This is a genomic window from Actinomyces mediterranea, assembly GCF_900155595.1.
In the GTDB taxonomy this organism is placed as follows: Bacteria; Actinomycetota; Actinomycetes; order Actinomycetales; family Actinomycetaceae; genus Pauljensenia; species Pauljensenia mediterranea.
Genome location: NZ_FTPB01000004.1, coordinates 1,399,268 through 1,419,186 on the forward strand (window position 1 = coordinate 1,399,268; position 19,919 = coordinate 1,419,186).

Genomic DNA, 19,919 nt, shown 5'->3' on the forward strand with positions numbered 1-19,919 from the left:
ACCGATAAGATGGGCGCGGTAACTCGTGACTTACGGAGGACTCCATGTCAACACCCGAGATGAACAATGAACCGCGCTACGGCCAGCGCGCCACCCCATCAACGCCCGTCGACGCTGGGCAGGCCCCCGAAACGCAGGGGGCGCCGTGGCCGCAGTACGGGTCGGTGAACGGGCAGGCGAATCAGCCGTACGGGACGTATCCGGGCGCATCCGCTCCCGGCGCCCCCACCGGTGCGCCGCAGGGCGCCCAGCCGAATGCTGAACAGTGGCAGCGGCCCTCCGGCGGACAGCCCCAGCCCGCGCAGTGGAGCGTCCAGACGCCCTACCCGTCCTCGGGCCCGTACCCGGGCATGCCCGCGCCGAACCAGCCCCTGCCCAGTCGCGTCGGGCCGATCCTCACCATCATCGGCGGCGTCATCATCGCTCTCATCGTCGCGCCGATCGCCATGGTCTTCGGCGTCGTCGGGGGGCTTGATATCGGCCAGCTGGTCGAAAGCACGCAACCCATCGCCTCAGGTTCAACGGTGACCGTCGATAAAACGGGTACCTACCTCGTTCTCACGCAGAATGGCGATGTGTCGGGATGTCGTTTGGATAAGGATGGCGAATCGATCTCGATGAGTTTTGAATCGGGCACCGGCTTCTACGCATCCGGACTCGACGCCGGTCAATACACGCTCACCTGCCAAGGAAGCGGGGCATCGAATCTCATGGGAATGACCGGCGTCTCCATTGACAAGATGACGAATGCGGGTCTGTCGGGACTCGCCTGGGGAACGGGAGTCGGGATCCTCGGCATCGTCGTGTCCGTCATCGGCATCGTCTGGCTCGTGAAAGTCAATGGGCGCAGGCGAGCCCTTCAGCCCGGCGCATACGTCCGGCGCTGAATAACCGCGCACTCGCGGTCAATGGGGGAGCTGCTCGAATGAGCTGCTCCCCCAACCGTGCCGAGGAGTTCCCCTCGTGCATCAGCGTCTCCCATATGCTTGAGAAAGCCGTTATCCTACTGAGTAATCGTTATTCGCCGCGGCCACTGATGACTGGCTGCACCATGAGGAGCTTTTATGGGATTGTTCGCTTCGCCCACCCCTGCGCCCCAGCCCGCATCTGTGACACCGCCAGTGACACAGGAGCGCCTCAAAGCGCTGCTGGATTCTCGGAACTGGAACTGGTGGGTCGATAACGATGGCGACCTCGGCGGAATGTGGGACGACAACCCTTTCTACTTCATCCTCACGGGCAACCAAAAGGAGATCCTTCAGATCTACGGGAACCTGTCGGAATCCATTTCCATCAATCATCTCGATGCGGTCCGCGACTTCATCCTCAAATGGCACCACGACAAGCTGTGGCCCAAGTGCTACCACCGCATCACTGACTCCGGTGTCATCCGCATCTTCACGGAGAACACCATTGACTGGGAGCACGGGGCGACCGATCAACAGATCATGCAACAGATCGAATGCGCGCTGGGAACGGCAGGCTCCTTCTACTCCGCACTCCGCTCCGAACTCGGCATCTGAAAGGCGAATGACCATGGGATGGTTCAACAAGAAGCAACCGAGTGAGCCGAGCCCGGTCGCCCTCGACGAGGTGCGCCCCATCTCCACCGAGCGGATGGCGCTGCTCTTCGACACCGAGGGGTGGCACTGGCGCATCGACGATGACGGCGACCTCGGCGGCATGTGGGACGGATCTATGTTCTACTTCCGTCTCACCGGCAAGGATAAGGAAGTCCTCAACATCGTCTCCTTCATGAAGGGGACCTACCCGCGCGAACTGCGCTCCGACCTCCTCAACCACATCGAGGACTGGCACCGCACGAAGCTGTGGCCCAAGGGCTACTTCCGCGAGGTCCCGGGCGACCGCCTCCAGGTCATGGCAGAGGTGAACGTCGACTACGAGCACGGCGCGACGGATGCGCAACTCATGCAGAACTTCCGCTGCGCCTTGGGAACGACGCTGCAGTTCTTCACCTCGATCACCGAACAATTCGGAGCTGCAGAAGAGGCCGAGAAACCCGAAGGGGAATAATCGATGAGGGGTGCGGCCCGGTGCACTGTGCACCGGGCCGCACCCCTTTGAGCGTTTCCCCTCATGCCATGAAACAGTCGTCGCTCTCTTCCGGGGCGCCGACGCTCATCGTCAAGGAGTCGAGGGACTCGGCGATGTCCACGCGGACGCACTGGCCGTCCTCGACCTGTCCGGCCAGGAGCATCTTCGCCAAACGGTCCCCGATCTCCTTTTGGATCACGCGGCGCAGCGGGCGCGCCCCATACGCCGGATCGTATCCGACGCGGGTAAGCCATCCGCGCGCAGGCTCCGACACATCGAGCCCGATGCGCCGATCGCTGAGCCGCGTCGCCAGGTCGGAGACCATGAGGTCGACGATCCCCGCGAGATCATCGCTGGACAGCGGATCGAAGACGACGGTCTCATCGAGCCTATTGACGAATTCCGGCTTGAAGGACCGCCTCACGACTTCCATCACCGCGTCCGTCTTCTCCTGTTGCGATAGGGACGAATCGGAGAGGAACTGCGAGCCGAGGTTCGACGTGAGGATGAGGATCGTATTGCGGAAGTCCACAGTCCGACCCTGGCCGTCCGTGAGCCGCCCGTCGTCGAGCACCTGCAAGAGGATGTCGAAGACCTCCGGATCTGCCTTTTCGACCTCGTCGAGCAGGATCACGCAGTAGGGACGCCGACGCACGGCCTCGGTCAGCTGCCCGCCCTGCTCATAGCCGACATACCCCGGAGGGGCGCCCACGAGGCGCGCCACCGAATGTTTCTCCGAATACTCGGACATGTCGATGCGGACCATGGCCCGCTCGTCGTCGAAAAGGAACTGCGCGAGCGACTTCGCCAGCTCGGTCTTGCCCACGCCCGTCGGGCCGAGGAACAGGAAAGAGCCTGTTGGACGGTTCGGATCGGCGATTCCGGCGCGCGACCGGCGCACCGCATCTGAGACCGCTGCAACCGCACTGTGCTGGCCGATGAGGCGCTTGCCGATCTCCTCCTCCATGTGGAGAAGTTTGTCGGTCTCCGTCTGCAACAGCTTGCCCGTCGGAATACCCGTCCAGGATTCGACGACTTCCGCGATCTCCGTGGGGCCGACCTTCTCGGCGATCATCGGCTCGGCAGATCCGGAGGGGCCCTCCGCCTCGGCGCTTGCCTCGGCTTCAGCGATCTGGCGCTCAACGGCGGGGATCTCACCGTTTTGCAGGCGCCCCGCCTCCTCCCATCGGTTCTCGCGGATCGCCACGTCGAGCTGGGTTCGCAGCTCGTCAAGCTGGACGCGCAGATCGCCGACCCGGTTGTGACCGGCCTTCTCGGCTTCCCACCTGCCGGTGAGCGCGGTCAGTTCCTCCTGCTTATCGGCGAGGTCGGCGCGCAGTTTCTCCAGGCGCTCCTGCGTGGCCTCGTCCTCGTGGGCGGGGTCGGATTCGGCGAGGTAGGACTCCTCCATGCGCAGGCGGTCGACCTGGCGACGCAGTTCGTCGATTTCGACGGGGCTGGAGTCGAGTTCCATGCGCAGGCGGGACGCGGCTTCGTCGATGAGGTCAATGGCTTTGTCGGGGAGTTGGCGGCCGGTGATGTACCGGTCGGACAGGGTCGCGGCGGCGACGAGCGCGCCGTCGGAGATCGTCACCTTGTGATGGGCCTCGTACTTCGGGGCGATGCCGCGCAGGATCGCGACGGTGTCCTCCACCGAGGGTTCGCCGACGAAGACCTGCTGGAAGCGGCGCTCCAACGCCGGGTCTTTCTCGACGTTCTCGCGGTACTCGTCGAGGGTGGTGGCGCCGACCATGCGCAGTTCCCCGCGGGCGAGCATGGGTTTGAGCATATTGCCCGCGTCCATGGCGCCTTCGGAGCCGCCGCCCGCGCCGACGACCGTGTGGAGTTCGTCGATGAAGGTGATGATCTGCCCGTCGGAGTGCTGGATTTCGGCGAGGACCGCCTTGAGGCGCTCCTCGAACTCTCCGCGGTATTTGGCGCCCGCCACCATGGACGCGATGTCGAGGGCGATGAGTGTCTTGTCCCGCAAAGATTCGGGCACGTCTCCTGCAACGATGCGCTGTGCGAGTCCTTCGACGACGGCCGTCTTGCCGACGCCGGGTTCGCCGATGAGGACCGGGTTGTTCTTCGTGCGGCGCGAGAGCACCTGGATGACGCGTCGGATCTCGGAGTCGCGTCCGATGACGGGGTCGAGTTTGCCTTCGCGGGCGACCTCTGTCAGGTCGCGACCGTACTTCTTGAGCGCCTCGAACGAGCCCTCAGGGTTCGCGGAGGTGACGGGTTCGGGGCGCAGACGCGCCAATGCGGCTGACAGCGCCTCAGGGGTTGCGCCGCTGTCGGTGAGGATGCGCCCGGCATCCGTGGAGGACGCGGCGATGGCAATGAGTAGGTGCTCAGTCGACACATAGGAGTCGCCCCCATTGGTGGCGAGCTCCTTCGCGGCATTGATGATGTCGAGTAGGGCGCGGGCGGTGTGCGGCTGTCCTGCAGTCGCGCCGCTGGTCTGCGGCAGATTGACGAGGGCGGAGCGGGTGCGCGCACCGATGGCGGCGGTATCGGCCCCCGTGGCGTGGAGCAGGGACGCGGCGATGCCGTCGGTCTGTTCGAGGAGCGCTGCGAGTAGATGGAGCGGTTCAACATTCGGGTTGCCCGCAGCGTTCGCGGATTGGAGCGCGGAAGCGATGGCTTCCTGTGCTTTCGTAGTGAATTCGTTGGTCATGGGTCCTCCTGCGACGCGGTCGCGTCGGTTGATACGCGGTCACCGGCAGTCCGGTGAGTGTCTGCATATACAACGCCGACAAACTTGAGTCTATTCCACTCAACTTTGTTTCGCGCGTCGAAAACCGTTTGAAATACCGCAGATTGTTCCCACCTGTGCACGCCCTCGCACCCCGTGGTGCCTGTGCCCGGTACACCCGCGCGGTCGACGGAGGCTGACCGCGCCCTGCGTCGCCCTCTCCACTGCTGGTCTTCTGTTCCAGATTTTCCGACCCATTCCTGTCCTCTGCGCAGTGTGTCGGGAAGCCTGGAATCGTCGAAGTGAACGACGGCGGGCAGGCGGAATAAACGAGACCCCGGCAAGCTTGGCAAGGCCAGGGCGGGCCCACTGGGAGCGCAGCGATCCCTGCCGCTGGCGGAAGCGCCGCCTATCGGCCATTCACCCGTCAAAACGCACACAGTTTGTGGAAACCGCGCCACACCGCACGAGTATCTAAGGCTGTGGCCTGCGGCTACGGACAGCACGCCAGAGGATGAGTGTCAGAGAGTGCAAAAACTGTGTGCGTGTGCGCGGGTTGAGCAGGAGCGGGACACGGGCGGGCTCTCTGGGGGGCGCAGGCCGCCCCGGGAGTGAGTCAGTCCTCTGCCGAGCGGGTGAGCAGTGTCGCCAGATGCATGCCACTGCGATCGGCAAGCTGAGCGGCCTGGGTGCGGCACGAGAAGCCATCGGCGAGGAACACAGCATCGGGATGAGACTCCAGGGCGGGCAGCAACGACTGGGAGGCCACCGCTACCGACACGTCGTAGTGGCCCTTCTCGTACCCGAAGTTTCCGGCCAAACCGCAGCAGCCCGACAGCTCGGTGACGCTCGCTCCCAAACGGTGGAGGAGTGCTCGATCCGCATCCCACCCCATGACGGAGTAGTGGTGGCAGTGGGGCTGGGCCACGATTTCCACCCCCGACAGGTCCGGTAGATTCAACTGCTCGTCGGGGACCGTGGCTAGCAACTCGGACAGCGTCACCGTCTCGGCCGCGACCGTATGCGAGCGCGGGTCGTCGGGGAGCAACTCGAGTAGGTCATCACGCAGGACCGCCGTACACGACGGCTCTACCCCGACAATGGGAATGCCATTGACGGCGAAGGGCGCGAGAACATCGAGAAGCGTGCGCAGCTTCTTCTTCGCGCCCGTCAACTGACCGGTCGTGATCCATGTGAGACCGCAGCACACATCCGGCGCGACGATGACGGCGAAGCCGTTGGCCTCCAGCAGGTTGGCGAGGGAGCGCGCCCCGGTGTCGTCGAGGGACTGGGAGAAGGAGTCCGCCCATATGACGACATATCGCCGCCCCTGCGGGTCCGTGGGTCCGAGTGCCCCGACGGACGAAAGCGTCGCAGCGCGCCCAGCATGCCCGGCCTGGCCGCCTCGCGCTGTGGGCACCGCCCCGGCGAGGCCGCGTTCGCGCGCCCAGGAGGAGAAGGTCCCCGACTGAAGGGGCGGCATGGGGCGCCTGGCGTCCAAACCGATCATCCCGAAGACCAGGCGGCGCAGGGCCGACACTGACAGCACCGCGGTTCCCAGCTTCGCCAGCCCGGGGATGGAAGCCGTGATGCGGGTCCATCTCGGCAGCCATCCGAGTGTGTAATGCGATAGGGGACGCCCTCGCCCGCGGTAGCGGCGGAAGAACACCTCTGAGCGGTACTTCGCCATATCCACCCCGGCCGGGCAATCCGAGGAGCAGGCTTTGCAGGCGAGGCACAAGTCGAGAGCCTCGAGCACTTCGGGGGATTCGATGGAGGCAATGAGCTGGCCATTAGCCGCCTCTTGCAAGATGCGTGCCCTACCGCGGGTCACGTCCTTCTCGTCCCCGGTGGCGGCGAAGGAGGGGCACATGAAGGTGCCCGGAATACCCGCCCTGCACTTGCCGACGCCGGTGCACCGATGAACGGCAGTCGCGAAATCGGAGTGGTCCTCGCTGAAGGAGAAACCCCCGTCGGCGGGCATTCGCCGGGCTGCGGGGCGGCGGAGGAAATGGTCGACGAGGTCGACGCCGGGCTGCACATCCTGAAGCGACGTGGCGCCGCGCTCGCCCGAGCGCCGCTCGCGCCGTCGCGCTCGGGCAGTCTTGGCGCTCATCGGTGCCGTCAAAACTCCCGGGTTGAAGAGGTTGTCGGGGTCGAAGAGGGCCTTCACCTGGGCGAAGAGGTCGAGCATGTCGGGCGAGTACATGTAGCGCAGCAGCTCGGTCCTCGCACGCCCGTCACCGTGCTCCCCGGACACGGAGCCCCCGTGGCTCGCACACAGGCGGGCCGCGCGCTCCAAGAAGCGCCGCGAATGGGCGACGCCCTCGTCCGTGCCGATCGGCATATCGAGGCGGATGTGCACGCACCCGTCACCGAAGTGCCCGTAGAGGAGGCCATCGATGGAGAACTCCTCCATGAGGGCGGTGAAGTCGCGCAGATAATCGCCCAGGTTCTCGGGTGGCACCGCGGCGTCCTCGAAGCCGGGCCACGCCTGCTCACCACCCGTTCCGGTCGCCTCGTTAATGGGGGTGCGGCCCCCCAGGCCCGCGCCGTCAGCCCGGATGCGCCACAGGCGCGAAGCGTCGGCCCCCGGCGGGTACACGGCGACGGCATCGGTGTGGGCGGAGCGGGCGAGGGCGTGCGCCCGGGCGAGTGAGTCTTCGGGGGAGTCGCCTCCGACCTCGCACAGCATCCACCCCTCTCCTGCGGGAAGCTCAGGGACGGCTCCCGGCCCGTTGTGGCGTCGCACCGCGTCGACGAGCCTCTTGTCGAGGCCCTCGACGGCGAGGGGGGAGTGGGCGAGAAGAGTCGGTACGTCATCGGCAGCGGCGATCATGTCGCGGTATCCGAGGGCGACGAGGACGGGCGCAGTCGGCAGGTCGACGAGGCGGACAGTGATCGCCAGGATCGTCACGAGGGTGCCTTCAGTTCCGACGAGCATCGCCGCCAGATTCCGGTGCCCCTCCGGGGTGAGGTGTTCGAGGGAGTAGCCGGAGACTTGACGTCCGAAGGTTCCCAGCTCGGTGCGGATCAGACCGAGGTTCGAGTCAATGAGGGGGGCGAGGCCGGGCACCTCGCCCAGGTCGGCATCATGGCGGGTTGTGGCAGTAAAGCGCCTCCCTCTGCCGTCAATGCAGTCGAGGGCGACAATATTGTCAGCGGTGCGCCCCCATGCCGTCGCATGAGGGCCGCACGCGTTATTGCCGACCATCCCTGCGATGGTCGCTCGGTTCTGACTTGACGGATCGGGGCCGAAGCGCAGACCGTAGGGTTGTGCCGCTTCCTGCAGGGTCGAGGCGATGCATCCGGGTTCGACGACGGCGGTGCGCGCTTCGGGGTCGATGGACAGGACGCGGTTGAGGTGGCGGGCGAACTCGATGATGAGGCCGGGGCCGACGGCGTTGCCCGAACAGGAGGTGCCTCCGCCGCGGGTCGTCACGGGCACCCCGTGTGCGCGTGCGACAGTGAGGGTGTGCAGGACGTCGTCAACGCGTGCGGGGAAGACGACGGCGAGCGGGGGGATGCGGTACAGGCCCGCATCCGTCGAGTAGCGCGCTCTCGTTGCGGGAGTCGCATCCACTTCACCGTCGATACCGGCGACGATGCTGTTGAGGACGACGGTGGTGGCATCGCTGTACGGGTCGGGAGCTGCGGCTTGCAGCGTCGACGTGCCGTTCACCGGGTGTGGGTCGCCGGGCGTCGCAGAACGGGGCATGGGGGTGAGGCCGGGGTCGACGAGTGCACTCATACCCTGATTCTGGCATCTTGACACCGCTGAGGGGACCTCGTGTTCACAGTGGGGTTACCACCGATCGGCCCGACCTGTGGAACAATGGGCGGCAAGGGGTTCACGAGGAGAAGGGAAATCGATGGCTCTGTTCGAGTTTGAGGCCGGTCGACTCATCCCAGCGCAGTTCGGGCGCCCCATGTCCGCCGACCTCAGCGAGGATGTTGTGGACGCGATCTGCGCCCAAGTCCTCGAGATCGTGTCGCGCCCCCTCTTCCCGATCACCTGGCGCAATATCGCCCGAGGCGTTGACGACGACTCCCAGACGCCTCGCCTGACTTCTTTGGATGCGACCGGGCAGGTTGTGTCCGTCGAGGTGATGACCCGCCTCGATTCCGACGCACTCATCTCCTCCCTGTCCCGTCTGTCGCACACCGCCGCCCTATCGTGGTCCGACCTCGCCCGCGAGTACCCCGGTGGTGTTGAGAGCTTCAAGATCGGGTGGTTCGCCTTCAAGGATTCGATGCCGCCTTCGCCGGTCGCCGGCCCCAGGCTCATCATGGTCGTCGGCGCGATCGACCCGCAGGTGCGCCCCGCCCTCGACGTCCTGGCGACGTCGGGTGTGGAGGTCCACGAGGTGAGCCTGCGTCAGATGTCGAATGGTCGCATCTTCCTCGAAGTGTCCGCAGTCGGCCCGCGCCTGTACACCCACGCCCCGCAACTCCTGCTCACCCAGACGGAGCGCCCCGCGCAGATCGAGGTCGCCGAATCCACACCGGTCGAGGCCGCAGAGCCCGCAGAGAACGAGGACGCAGGTCCCGCGCCGCTCGAGCAGCCCCGTGAGGATGCCACCCCCGTCGACACAGAGGATTCTTCATCCGAGGAGCCGCCCGTGCAGCCCGATTCCCCCTCCGAGCCCGACGACATCGCCCAGGCCCGCGCCGACGGCGTCCCCGTCCTCGGCCGCGATGCGCAGTCCCTCGCGATCCTCGCGGAGATCATCGGCGAGGACGTGCCCCTCGTCGCCCACCAGGACTGCGGTGCACCCGAGGACCTGTGGCTCACCCGTCAGGGGACGTTGCACAGCGGCGAGGACGTGTGGCTGACTCCCAGGCACCTCGAAGCGGCGGCGCCCAAGCTCGCAGACGCCTGGGACCATCTGCACATCTCGGATATGCGCGGTCCGAGCCTGGCCGAATCCCTCACCGAGGTCAACCACGAGATCATCCGCGAGTACTCGCAGGCCGTCCCCCGCTCCGCCCCCGCCAGACACGGCAGCTGACGCCGGGGCCGTCACACGGTCGGCGCGAATGCGTCGATCCAGTGCGTCATCGTGTCCCAGACGCGGGCGCGCACATCCGGGTCGGAGAGGAACAGGTCGTGTTTGCCGGGGAAGCGGGCGATCGTCACGAGTCGGCCCAGAGTCGATGAGCGCTCTGCGATGACATTGACGTCAAGTACCACATCCGAGCAGAAGACCCTTTCATTCCACTCGTCGCCGAAGTAGGATGAGGAGGACATCATCGACAGCACCGGGCATTCGAGATCGAGGTCCTCTTCAATGATCGCATGCCCGTCCATGATGGTGTCGAGCCAGGCCGCCGGAATGGGGTAGGACTCGGGGCGCTTCCACTCGTGGCGGTAGCGCCATCCGACGAGGGCGGGATCGTCCTCGTGAGCGGCGACTGAGGAGGGGATGGTCAGGCCGGAGTTCACCCACCCCCCAATGAGCGACGTCGAATAGAAATCGGGGCCCTCGCCGGCGGGGACCTCCCACTTGGGGTTGTATGCGGCGATGCGCCCGAGGACGGGGGACACTGCGGATCTCAGATTCGCCATCGTCTGCATCTCGAGCCACGCGGAGTTGAGGATGAGCGCCGCCACCGCACCCGGATGGCGGTGCGCCCATAGTGCGGCGATGAGTCCTCCCGTCGAGTGGCCGACGAGGATGAGGGGCAGGCGGCCGTGTTCGGCGCGGATGACGTCGAGGGCGTCGGAGATCTCCTCGTCGTAGGCGCTCAGATCGTCCGTGTAGCCGATCGACTGCCAGGGGCGCAATGATCGCCCGTATTTGCGCAGGTCGAGGGCGTAGAAGGCGCTTCCAGAAGCGGCCATGGTCTGTGCGAGCTCAGTCTGGAAGAAGTAGTCGTTGCGCCCGTGCAGGTATAGGGCGACATGACGGGGGAAGGACTTGGCCGAAGCGGGGGCGCCGGGATCACGGTGGGGCAGGTAGCGGATGAGGGTCGCGACATTGTCGCCCTCGGAGTCGGGGAGCAGGGGGAGGGTCCGCGAGTCATAGGCGGACCCGAGGATGTCTTCGCGCCACGAGCCCTCGGGGGGCGGGCCCCCCTCACCCCAGGGTGCCATGACGTCGTATGCGGGCTCCTCGCCCGCGGGTTGCGTGTCAGTGTCGCTCATGATCCAAGCCTAAGCACCCGAGGTGCTCGCAGCGGTGGCGGCGCGCATGGTTGCGGCGGGTCTGGTGTGCGACACGGTAACCCGGGGCGATCGGCGTTCTTGCGTTGGACAGGACACGGAAGATCGGCCAGATCCCGAAGCGTTGCGTGTACTGGTCGATGTCCTGGCAGATCATCGCTGGGCGGGTCCTCCATAGCGTCCACGCACATCCGGATCGCGCGCTGTTTACACTCATCGCGATACCTCCTAGGTGCTGACATGGTCCTTATCCTTCCGCGGAATCAGACCCTCCACCACACCCAGGACAAGCCACTTTCACAAGCGCCCCCGTCTGCGCCCACATTAGACACCACTACACTATGCACCAGACCCGGGCGATTACACCACTATGCGGGACTGAACTCAGGCGACGCGCACAGCGCTTCACTAAAGACATGCTCCTCGACTACACGGCGGCCGTCGGACTACGCTCCTGGGACGAGAACTTCTACACCACCCCCTTCTGCCTCATCACCAACACCGAACCGCCCTTTTTGTCCTACACCCTCGAAGAAGCCCGCGTCATGCTCGGCATTCCCCCACACTGCGGTCACCACACGCAGGAGAACACAGCCCAGTCCGGATGAGCGTACTTCATTCAGTCGGGACACACTTCCACCCTTTTTCCTGTTCCCCAGCCCTTAGCGGGAGAACACGGAGGCCCGGGAGGGGATCCTCTGGGTGAGGAACTCGTCGAGGAGCGCGGTGAGCTGGTCGGATTCGATGAGGAAGCCGTCATGCCCGTGGTCGGAGTGGATCTCCCGGTAGTAGGCCCCCTTGATGCCGTCCGCCATCTGCCATACTTGCTCGGGGAAGAAGAGGCGGTCGGAGTCGACGGCGACGACCAGGGTCTGAGCGGTGACCCGTTTGAGCGCTTCGCGCTGGCCGCCCCGGTCGCGCCCGATGTCGTGGCTGAGCATGGAGCGCGACAGAGCGACATAGGATCCTGCGTCGAAGCGCCGGATGATCTTCTCCCCGTGGTAGTCGAGATAGGACTCCACGGCGAGCCGCCCGCCGTGGAGGGGATCCTCCTCGCGTTGAGGCAGGCGCCCGAAGCGCGAATCGAGTTCGGAGGGGGAGCGGTACGTGGTGTGGGCGATCTGCCGGGCGAGGGCGAGGCCGCGGGTCGGCCCCTCTTCCTGGTCGTAGTAGTCGCCTCCCCTCCACGCCGGGTCGAGTTCAATGGCGCGGATCTGCGTGTGCGCCCACGCCGCTTGGTCGGCGGTGGTCTGCGCGCCGGAGGCGACGATGATGAGTCGGTCCACCCGCTCGGGGTAGGACACCGCCCATTCGATGGCGCGGTGCCCGCCCAGGGAAGCGCCGACGACGAGCGACCACGCATCGATGCCGAGGAGGTCGGCGAGGCGGGCCTCGGCGCGCACTTGATCGCGCGTGGAGATCACCGGGAAGCGCGACCCCCAGGCCTTGCCGTCCGGTGCGAGGGAGGCAGGGCCCGTCGACCCCTGGCATCCTCCGAGGACATTCGCCGCGACGACGAAGTAGCGCTCGGTGTCGAGGACCTTGCCGGGGCCGACGATCTGCTCCCACCATCCGGGGGTGGGCTGGCCCGGCTGGACGGGTCCGACCACATGCGCATCCCCGGTCAGGGCGTGGAGGATGAGAACGGCATTGGACTTCGACTCGTCGAGGGCGCCCCACGTCTCATAGGCGAGGGCGACGCCCTCGAGGATCTTCCCGTTCTCAAGGCGCATCGCCCCCAGATCGGCGAAGAGCCTGTCGGCTGGCGGGTCGGATTCGCTCCAAGCCCCCGTGACGTCGGCACGGCTGGGATCGGTGTGGGCAGTCATGGCGCGATCGTCTCCTGCGCAATGGTATCGGGTTCAGTCCTGGACTGCCGCGGCGGCGGCGAATCCGAGTTCGAGGTCGGCGATGATGTCGTCGATGTGCTCGATGCCGATCGACAGGCGGAATGTTCCGCCCTCAATGCCAGCGGATTCGAGCTGGGACGGTGAGAGCTGGGAGTGTGTCATCGATGCCGGGTGCGTGGCGAGGCTCTTATTGTCGCCGAGGTTGGCGATGAGGGGGAGCAGTTCGAGCGAATCCGCGAAGGCCCGCCCCGCCTCGTTGCCGCCCTTGATGACGAAGGAGAGCAGGGGACCCGCCCCCCGCGGGCAGTACTTGAGTTGAAGGCGGTGCAACGGCGAGGACTCCAGTCCGGCGTAGGACACTGACTCGACTTGCGGATGCGCCTCGAGGTAGCGGGCGACGGCGAGGGCGTTGTCAGTGGAGCGCTCGATGCGCAGCGACAGCGTCTGGATACCCGATTCGATGAGGAACGCATTGAAGGGGGAGGGGACGAATCCGAAGTCGCGCTGTCCGAGGAGCCTGGCGCGCAGGATAAAGGACAGGTTCACACCGAATGCGCCGTCAACTCCGAGATCGCGCGCGTAGACGATTCCCCCATAGGAGGGGTCCGGGGTGTTGAAGTGCGGGAAGCGCTGCGGATCGGCTGAGTAGTCGAAGCGCCCGGAGTCGACGATGAACCCGCCCATGGCCGTGCCGTGTCCGCCTAAGGCCTTCGATGCCGAGTGCACGACGATATCCGCGCCCCATTCGAAGGGCCTGGTCAGGTACGGGGTCGACACAGTGTTGTCGACGATGAGGGGGACGCCGACCTCGTGGGCGGCGTGGGCGATCGGCTCGATGTCGAGGATGTCGCCGCGGGGATTAGGGATGGCCTCTCCAAAGAAGGCGACGGTCTTATCGTCGGCGAGTGCCTTCCACGCGTCGGCGTCGAGGGGGGCGGGGACGAAGCGGACGTCAACACCGAGGCGGCCCAGGGAGTTCTTCAACAGTGTGACGGTGCCGCCGTAGAGCGACCCGGAGGCGACGATGTTATTGCCGGTGTCAGCGAGGTTGAGGATCGACAGGGCGGTCGCGGACTGTCCGGATGCGAGGAAGAGCGCGCCAACTCCGCCTTCGAGGGCCGCGACCCGGGCTTCGACCGAGTCGTGCGTCGGATTCGACAGGCGGGTGTAGATATTGCCGAGCTCTTTGAGGGAGAAGCGGTCGGCCGCCTGCTGCGCAGAATCGAAGGCGAAGCCATTGGACATGTGGATCGGCAGGGCAGTCGCCCCCGTCGCCGGATCGCGGTCCCAGCCCGCGTGGACCTGCTGCGTTTCAAATCTCCAGTTCTCGGCGTTGGAATAAGACATGTGGGCTCCTCAATAGGCGGTGACAAGGAGCGGGAAGACGCGGCCTCAGCAGGGCACGATGCCGACGATGACTCCCCGCGGGTGGGGAAAACGACTGCACGGGGCTCTGCGACTGTGAAGCAGTCACAGGCGGGGCTCAGAGCAGTCGGCTCGGCATTCGACGAATCATAGGTGAAGGTTAACGGTCCTGCGGGTGCGCCTTGCCGCCCGTTCCGGGGGGTGGACGAACGTAACAGCGCACACACATGTGATGAATGTGGCGAATGTTGCAATTGTTGATGACGTGATTAATGTGGAACCTGTTGCGTAATGTGGCACCTGTGAAGTACGCTCGCAGGGAAGTGCGGTGCAGGAGCACCGTGCCATTTCTGACGACAGGTACACCGAGTGTCTCGACTACCACAGCGCTGGATGCGCCGATCCCGAGCAGTTGTGATCACCGCCGTGGCGACCGTTGCCCTCCTGACCCCTCATATGGCATATGCGGCTCCGTCTCAGGAGGACATCGCCCGCGCCCAGGCCGAAGAAGAAGCCGCGAAGATGTCCGTCGCCCAGATCGAAGTGAGGCTCGCATCAGTCACCGCACAGGCCAATGAAGCGCTCCAGGCGGCCCAGATCGCAGCCGAAGAGCTCAACGCCGCAAACATCGCTCTCGACGAGGCCACCGCTACCGCGGATCAGGCCCAGAAGGACGCGGACCGGGCGCAGGCCGACTTCGAACAGGGGCGGCGCGAGATCGCATCCGTCGCACAGACCGCTTATCGCGAGGGCGCCTCCTCCCTCGACTCCATCGCCCCCTACCTCGGGTCCAATGGTCTGAGGACCGTGGAGACCAAGCAGAACTCCATCGAAACCTTCTCCGCATCCGCCGATGCAAAGATGCAGCGGGTCGTCGCCCTCGAACAGGTCGCATCCGTCATGCAGAAGGCGGCGGACCAGGCGCTTGAGAACCAGACCGCTGCGACTGCCGAAGTCGAGGTGAAGACGAGGGCCGCCGAGAGTGCCGCGCAATCCGCTCTCAGCCTCCAGCAGAGCACCGAGATCCAGCGTGAGGCGCTCGTCGCCGAACTCGCGAGGAAGACGTCGACAACGGTCGAGCTCATCAACGAGCGCGAAGCCGCCCTCGAAGCAGAGCGCCGAGCTGCCGCCGAAGCCGCGGCAAGGGCTGCCGCTGAAGAAGCAGCACGTCAAGAGGCCGCCCGCCAGGAGGCGGCGCGCCAAGCGGAGGCCGCTCGACAAGCAGCAACGCAAGACGATGACGATGACTACTACACGCCTCCCGCCTCGCGCGACGACTCGCGCACCACAGTCCCCTCAGGCTCTTCTGGCGAGGCGTCGACGGCGATCGCCGCGGCGAAGACCTACCTCGGCGTCCCCTACGTGTGGGGAGGCGAGTCCTACAGCGGCGTCGACTGCTCCGGCCTCACCATGCTCGCCTACAGGCAGGCGGGGGTGTACCTGCCGCACTACTCGAAGTCCCAGTACAACTACGGAACGAGGGTCTCCTTCAATTCCGCAGAACCCGGTGACCTCATCTTCTGGTCGACGAACGGATCGCAGTCCGGCATCTACCACGTCGCCATCTACCTCGGCGGGAACCAGATGATCGAGGCCCCCGCACCGGGATCCTCCGTGCGCATCACATCGATCTGGGGCTGGTCGCAACTCATGCCCTACGCAGTGCGCCTCTGACAGACAAGACGGCGGTGGCGCGAATCCTCGGGGTTCGCGCCACCCCCATGCGTCAGTGCCCGCCTTCGTGTTCCTTGAGGCGCTGGTAGGAGCGGCGGATCTCCTCTTCCGCCTCCTCGCGGCCCACCCAGTGGGCGCCCTCGACGCTCTTGCCCGGCTCAAGATCCTTGTAGACCTCGAAGAAGTGCTGGATCTCCAAGCGGTGGAACTCTGATACGTCGTCGATCTCAGTGCGCCACGATGCCCGCTGGTCCGATGCGGGTACGCACAAGACCTTGTCGTCACCGCCCTTCTCGTCGCGCATGCGGAACATGCCGAGCGCGCGGCAGCGGATGACGCACCCTGGGAACGTCGGCTCCTCCAGGAGCACCAGGGCGTCCAGCGGGTCGCCGTCCTCGCCGAGCGTGTTATCGATGAAACCGTAGTCGTCGGGATAGCGAGTGGATGTGAAGAGCATGCGGTCGAGGCGGATGCGGCCCGTCTCGTGATCGATCTCGTACTTGTTCCGATTACCCTTGGGGATCTCGATTGTGACGTCGAACTCCACTGCGCTCTCCTTCCTCCAGCCGTTCGCCCGCGGTGTCGGGCGACCGTCAGGTGACCGTGCCGCTAGGGTGGATGCAGTTCCTACTCCCGAAGGAGACCCATGCGGCGCTCAACTGTTGCGAAGATTGTAAGCGTTTCGGTGCTCGCACTGCTGGCTTGCGGGTATGGTGCCGCTGATATCGCGGATATTGTTCCCGGATTCCTCACCGCCGCGCCCGCACGCGAAGCGGCACCGGTTCCCGCGATCCCCGAACAGGCCGACGCCGTCCTCGCCGCCGTCGCCACCGCACAGGGCGACGAGGTATCGCCAACAGACGTCAGGGCGCTGTGGAGCCCCGTCGAGAGAGCCGCTTCGGAAGGGAAGTGGGCGTCGTGGGGGAGCGTCATCGATGCCGCCACTGGACAGGTTCTCCTCGACGCGGATGCCGCCACCGCCCACACCCCCGCATCGACGACGAAAGTCCTCACCGCTTTCTCTGCATTCTCCACGCTCGACACGTCCCAAAAGCTGACGACGAGCCTGCTCCTGTCGGGGGGCCGCCTCCACCTTACCTCTCAAGGGGACCTGCTCCTCGGCGAGGGCGCATCGAACCCCGATGCGGTGGAGGGCCATGCGGGCCTGGGCGATCTTGCCGCCCAGGCGGCGGCGGTCCTCAATGAGCGGGGCATCGCCGACGTCAGCCTCACCTGGGATGAACAGCCCTTCGACGGGGAATCGCGCCTGGCAGCCTGGGGCGAACAGGGAGTCGCCGGTTTCGAGGGCCGCGTCGGCGCAATGGCGATCGACGCCGGACGGACGGTCGAGGGCGCCTACGCCTTCGTCGACGACCCGAGCCGCAACGTCGCCTCTGTCGTGGCCAATGCACTCACCAACGCGGGCATCGAGACGAGTCTCGGCTCTGAGGCCCGTCCGCCCGACGGCGCCGAGGCCATCGCATCCGTCGAATCGGCGACCATGGGGCAGCAGATCCGCTGGATGCTCCACGAATCCGATAACACCGTCGCCGACCAGTACTGTCGACTCGCCGCCCGTGCCGCAGGCAAGGACACCTCCGCCCCGGGAGCCGTCGCGCACCTGCGCTCGACCCTGGAAGACGCGGGCGTCGACACGACCGGGATGTCCCTTCAGGACTGCTCCGGGCTGTCTGAGAACGACAAGATCAGTGCCGCCACCCTCGTCAATGCGCTGCGCGCATCGGCCTCGTCGTCGGGCGACCTCGCCGGACTCGTCCGTTCCCTGCCGTGGGCGGGACTCGACGGGACGATGACATCGCGCATGTCCGGTTCTGCGGCCGTCGCTAATGCCCAAGCGAAAACCGGATCCCTGGGAAGCGTCTCCTCCCTCGCCGGCATCGTCCAGACGAACTCCGGCCGCATCCTCATCTACGCGATCGGCAACGACGCGGTCCCCGACGACGCCGCCGCCCTCACCCGCCCTGTCCTCGACCGCTTCATCGTGGGTCTGGCCGAGCTGTAGGGCCCGAGCTCCGCCGGTGGCGAAGCCGACTGGCTACACTGGGCGCATGCGTGTTCCCTTCGGAGCCCCCCAGATTTCACGAGCCCTCACTGCACTCACCTACGCGGGTCCGAGCGTGCCCACGACCAGCGCCGCCGGAATCGTTGCGCGCCTGCGCAAGGCCACCGCATGGTCCGCCCCCTACCTATCCGCCCTCACCGGCCTTGCTGAGAGCGCCGCGTGTGTCAGCGCCGCACCGACGCGCATCGTCGACCGGCACGGCGCCATCACCATCGCAGCCCGTCTTGTCGACGACTACACGAGGACGCTCACGCCGACCCAGGGCGTCGCCTGCTTCAAACTCCTCTCGGTGCTCGCCGAGACGGCGACGGGAATCTGGGATCCGCGCAGCTGCGAGCGCGTCCTCGTCGCACCGAATGTCTTGGAGGACGCCCACCGCTACTCCCTTGACCAGGGGGACTGGTCCAAGTGGGTCGCGCTGCGAGCGGGACTGTGGGGGGTCGCTCTTGATGCCGCTCCCTTCATCGCCTCCTTCGATCCCGGCGACGAGGAGCCCCTTGCGGGTCTGCTCGAGCGGATGCTCCTGGTCGATTGCCTCGTCAGTGCACAACTCGACCAGCTCACCCCCGCCGATATCGCCTCGGTCGGCTGGCTCAAGGCTCACCGCCACTACAGCGCGGTCGCCACTCTCGTCTCCCTCACGGCGAGGGCCTCATCACTGCCAGTCCCCGACCACGTGCTGCGCTCGGGCGACGCCTTCGCCCGGTACATCGTCGCCGAAGGGCTCGGCGGCGCCCTCCTGTCTGAGGCGTCGAATCTGCCGACACCGGACGAACTCGACAGCCCCCAGCGCTGGCGGACTCGTGTCGCCTGAACCCTGCGAGGCGACGCGACTCGTCGGAGTGCGCCCCACGGGTGCTCTGGGCAGAGTCTCGCGCGCCATCCACCCCGTCCTCGCCGGGCTCGATGCGCGAACCCCGGTCGTGATCGCCCTGTCCGGGGGCGCCGACTCCCTGGCCCTCGCCCTGTGCGCCATCGATTCTGCCCGCAGACTCGGATTGCCCGTCCACACGATCACCGTCGACCACGCCATCCGCCCCGACTCCGCTGACGAGGCCGCAGGCGTCGCCGATCGGGCGCGGGCACTAGGAGCCGATGCGAGGGTCATCCGCGTCCACGTGGGGAGCCGTGGAGGTCCGGAGGCGGCGGCGCGAGACGCCCGCTATGCGGCGCTGCGGGGGGCGCTCGCTGACATCGGCGCATCCGCCGCTTCGACCCCGACTCCGGTGGTCTTGCTCGGACACACGATGGACGACCAAGCGGAGACGGTACTGCTGCGCCTCTCCCGCGGCTCAGGCGCCCACTCTCTGCGCTCCATCAGCCCCGAAACAGTCAATGGGGACGGCGTGCGCTGGATGCGTCCCCTGCTGTCGCTGCGCCGCTCGGACACGCGCGAGGCGTGCGAGCAGGCGGGGCTGGAGTGGGCGGAGGACCCGTCGAATGCTGCGGACGGCCCATGGAGGGCCGCCGACGGCACCCCTCTGCGCCGAGCCGCCGTACGGGCCGCCGTCCTGCCCGCCCTCGCCCGAGCCCTGGGAATGGACCCCGTCCCCGCCCTCGCGAGGACCGCCGCGCTCACGGCAATCGACGACGATGCGCTCGAGCACTGGGCGCAAGCAGTGTGGGCGGATGTCGCATCCGCTGTATGCCCCGAGCCCGGGGAGGACAGGCGAATCTCCCTTGACGTGCGAGGGCTCGAAGCGCAGCCGCGCGCCATCCGCACGAGGGTGCTGCGCCGTTTCGCCCTCGATGCGGGTGCCCGTGCGGGGGATCTGAGCACCCGGCACCTCGACGCCCTCGACTCGCTCATCACGTCCTGGCACGGCCAGGGACCGATCGACGTGCCCGCGGGGAGGATCCTCAGGACTCGCGACGAGCGTGGGAGCCCCGTCCTCGTCGCTGAGCTGCAAGCACACTGCGCGCCGGGCGCGGATTACGCTGACAGTGAGTTGTAGCGCCCCGCGTCGCCGGAGCACAGGCAAATATGGCACCCTTGACCCTGGGTGCCCCTAGGGTCGGGCATGTGAT

At 66.3% G+C, this 19,919-nt stretch carries 16 protein-coding genes; 9 read left to right on the plus strand and 7 right to left on the minus strand.

All coding sequences use genetic code 11. The features are described from left to right. Positions 1-44 precede the first annotated feature (44 nt). The 3 genes from BQ7471_RS10180 to BQ7471_RS10190 all read left to right on the plus strand — a co-directional run bounded on the left by BQ7471_RS10180 (position 45) and on the right by BQ7471_RS10190 (position 2,034). Entirely contained in the window at positions 45-887 is an 843-nt protein-coding gene (locus BQ7471_RS10180; RefSeq protein ID WP_076465989.1) for a hypothetical protein, read from the plus strand. Positions 888-1,064: 177 nt separating this feature from the next. Continuing rightward, positions 1,065-1,523 carry a type III secretion system chaperone family protein gene (locus BQ7471_RS10185; RefSeq protein ID WP_076465990.1) on the plus strand — a complete coding sequence of 153 codons (459 nt, stop codon included), beginning with the start codon at positions 1,065-1,067 and terminating at the stop codon, positions 1,521-1,523. A gap of 13 nt (positions 1,524-1,536) precedes the next feature. Beyond that, positions 1,537-2,034, plus strand: coding sequence for a YbjN domain-containing protein (locus BQ7471_RS10190; protein WP_076465992.1), 498 nt, complete (start codon positions 1,537-1,539; stop codon positions 2,032-2,034). 61 nt (positions 2,035-2,095) lie between these two features. On the opposite strand, the gene clpB is transcribed toward BQ7471_RS10190, so the two are convergent. Together clpB and BQ7471_RS10200 are read right to left on the minus strand one after the other, a co-directional pair. Then, on the minus strand, positions 2,096-4,735 hold the full coding sequence (gene clpB / locus BQ7471_RS10195) for an ATP-dependent chaperone ClpB (protein WP_076465994.1): 2,640 nt from the start codon (positions 4,733-4,735) through the stop codon (positions 2,096-2,098). A 634-nt stretch (positions 4,736-5,369) separates the two neighbouring features. After that, the gene (locus BQ7471_RS10200; RefSeq protein WP_083663375.1) at positions 5,370-8,504 is read right to left on the minus strand and encodes an FAD-binding and (Fe-S)-binding domain-containing protein; all 3,135 of its coding nucleotides are present in this window, start codon (positions 8,502-8,504) and stop codon (positions 5,370-5,372) included. A gap of 121 nt (positions 8,505-8,625) precedes the next feature. Between BQ7471_RS10200 and BQ7471_RS10205 the strand changes: the two genes are divergently transcribed. Further along, entirely contained in the window at positions 8,626-9,765 is a 1,140-nt protein-coding gene (locus BQ7471_RS10205; RefSeq protein WP_076465995.1) for a hypothetical protein, read from the plus strand. Positions 9,766-9,776: 11 nt separating this feature from the next. Here BQ7471_RS10205 and BQ7471_RS10210 read toward each other — a convergent pair whose 3' ends face one another. Together BQ7471_RS10210 and BQ7471_RS11390 are read right to left on the minus strand one after the other, a co-directional pair. Further along, entirely contained in the window at positions 9,777-10,901 is a 1,125-nt protein-coding gene (locus BQ7471_RS10210) for an alpha/beta fold hydrolase (protein WP_076465997.1), read from the minus strand. Continuing rightward, complete coding sequence (locus BQ7471_RS11390) at positions 10,888-11,136, minus strand: hypothetical protein (RefSeq protein ID WP_159438545.1); 249 nt, start codon at positions 11,134-11,136, stop codon at positions 10,888-10,890. Before BQ7471_RS11390 ends, BQ7471_RS10210 begins: the two co-directional genes overlap by 14 nt. 199 nt (positions 11,137-11,335) lie before the next feature. Between BQ7471_RS11390 and BQ7471_RS10220 the strand changes: the two genes are divergently transcribed. Next, positions 11,336-11,527 (plus strand): hypothetical protein, encoded by a 192-nt coding sequence (locus BQ7471_RS10220; protein WP_076466000.1) that lies wholly within the window; start codon positions 11,336-11,338, stop codon positions 11,525-11,527. A 54-nt stretch (positions 11,528-11,581) separates the two neighbouring features. On the opposite strand, the gene metX is transcribed toward BQ7471_RS10220, so the two are convergent. Together metX and BQ7471_RS10230 are read right to left on the minus strand one after the other, a co-directional pair. After that, positions 11,582-12,748: a homoserine O-acetyltransferase MetX gene (gene metX / locus BQ7471_RS10225; RefSeq protein ID WP_076466001.1), complete on the minus strand. Its 1,167-nt coding sequence runs from the start codon at positions 12,746-12,748 to the stop codon at positions 11,582-11,584. Positions 12,749-12,781: 33 nt separating this feature from the next. Then, positions 12,782-14,116 carry an O-acetylhomoserine aminocarboxypropyltransferase/cysteine synthase family protein gene (locus BQ7471_RS10230; RefSeq protein WP_076466003.1) on the minus strand — a complete coding sequence of 445 codons (1,335 nt, stop codon included), beginning with the start codon at positions 14,114-14,116 and terminating at the stop codon, positions 12,782-12,784. Between the two features lie 411 nt (positions 14,117-14,527). Here BQ7471_RS10230 and BQ7471_RS10235 point away from each other — a divergent pair, with 411 nt between their 5' ends. After that, a complete protein-coding gene (locus BQ7471_RS10235; RefSeq protein ID WP_076466005.1) occupies positions 14,528-15,808 on the plus strand; it encodes a C40 family peptidase in 1,281 nt (426 codons plus the stop codon). Between the two features lie 52 nt (positions 15,809-15,860). On the opposite strand, the gene BQ7471_RS10240 is transcribed toward BQ7471_RS10235, so the two are convergent. Continuing rightward, positions 15,861-16,355, minus strand: coding sequence for an inorganic diphosphatase (locus BQ7471_RS10240; protein ID WP_076466006.1), 495 nt, complete (start codon positions 16,353-16,355; stop codon positions 15,861-15,863). Positions 16,356-16,454: 99 nt separating this feature from the next. Here BQ7471_RS10240 and dacB point away from each other — a divergent pair, with 99 nt between their 5' ends. Genes dacB through tilS form a run of 3 tightly spaced genes read left to right on the plus strand, consistent with a single transcriptional unit; the run spans position 16,455 to position 19,846 of the window. After that, positions 16,455-17,831, plus strand: coding sequence for a D-alanyl-D-alanine carboxypeptidase/D-alanyl-D-alanine endopeptidase (gene dacB, locus BQ7471_RS10245; protein WP_076466008.1), 1,377 nt, complete (start codon positions 16,455-16,457; stop codon positions 17,829-17,831). 46 nt (positions 17,832-17,877) lie between these two features. After that, on the plus strand, positions 17,878-18,705 hold the full coding sequence (locus BQ7471_RS11750; RefSeq protein ID WP_076466010.1) for a zinc-dependent metalloprotease: 828 nt from the start codon (positions 17,878-17,880) through the stop codon (positions 18,703-18,705). Then, the gene (gene tilS / locus BQ7471_RS10255; RefSeq protein ID WP_235821305.1) at positions 18,695-19,846 is read left to right on the plus strand and encodes a tRNA lysidine(34) synthetase TilS; all 1,152 of its coding nucleotides are present in this window, start codon (positions 18,695-18,697) and stop codon (positions 19,844-19,846) included. The genes BQ7471_RS11750 and tilS overlap by 11 nt, the downstream gene beginning before the upstream one ends. Positions 19,847-19,919 lie beyond the last annotated feature (73 nt).

Bases quoted from the DNA above. Each gene is read 5' to 3' on its own strand.
- BQ7471_RS10190 (WP_076465992.1), top strand. From the start codon at position 1,537: ATGGGATGGTTCAACAAGAAGCAACCGAGTGAGCCGAGCCCGGTCGCC.
- BQ7471_RS11750 (WP_076466010.1), top strand. From the start codon at position 17,878: ATGCGTGTTCCCTTCGGAGCCCCCCAGATTTCACGAGCCCTCACTGCA.
- BQ7471_RS10235 (WP_076466005.1), top strand. From the start codon at position 14,528: ATGCGCCGATCCCGAGCAGTTGTGATCACCGCCGTGGCGACCGTTGCC.
- BQ7471_RS10210 (WP_076465997.1), bottom strand. From the start codon at position 10,901: ATGAGCGACACTGACACGCAACCCGCGGGCGAGGAGCCCGCATACGAC.
- metX (WP_076466001.1), bottom strand. From the start codon at position 12,748: ATGACTGCCCACACCGATCCCAGCCGTGCCGACGTCACGGGGGCTTGG.
- BQ7471_RS11390 (WP_159438545.1), bottom strand. From the start codon at position 11,136: ATGAGTGTAAACAGCGCGCGATCCGGATGTGCGTGGACGCTATGGAGG.
- BQ7471_RS10220 (WP_076466000.1), top strand. From the start codon at position 11,336: ATGCTCCTCGACTACACGGCGGCCGTCGGACTACGCTCCTGGGACGAG.
- BQ7471_RS10180 (WP_076465989.1), top strand. From the start codon at position 45: ATGTCAACACCCGAGATGAACAATGAACCGCGCTACGGCCAGCGCGCC.
- BQ7471_RS10205 (WP_076465995.1), top strand. From the start codon at position 8,626: ATGGCTCTGTTCGAGTTTGAGGCCGGTCGACTCATCCCAGCGCAGTTC.
- clpB (WP_076465994.1), bottom strand. From the start codon at position 4,735: ATGACCAACGAATTCACTACGAAAGCACAGGAAGCCATCGCTTCCGCG.
- BQ7471_RS10185 (WP_076465990.1), top strand. From the start codon at position 1,065: ATGGGATTGTTCGCTTCGCCCACCCCTGCGCCCCAGCCCGCATCTGTG.
- BQ7471_RS10200 (WP_083663375.1), bottom strand. From the start codon at position 8,504: ATGAGTGCACTCGTCGACCCCGGCCTCACCCCCATGCCCCGTTCTGCG.
- BQ7471_RS10230 (WP_076466003.1), bottom strand. From the start codon at position 14,116: ATGTCTTATTCCAACGCCGAGAACTGGAGATTTGAAACGCAGCAGGTC.
- dacB (WP_076466008.1), top strand. From the start codon at position 16,455: ATGCGGCGCTCAACTGTTGCGAAGATTGTAAGCGTTTCGGTGCTCGCA.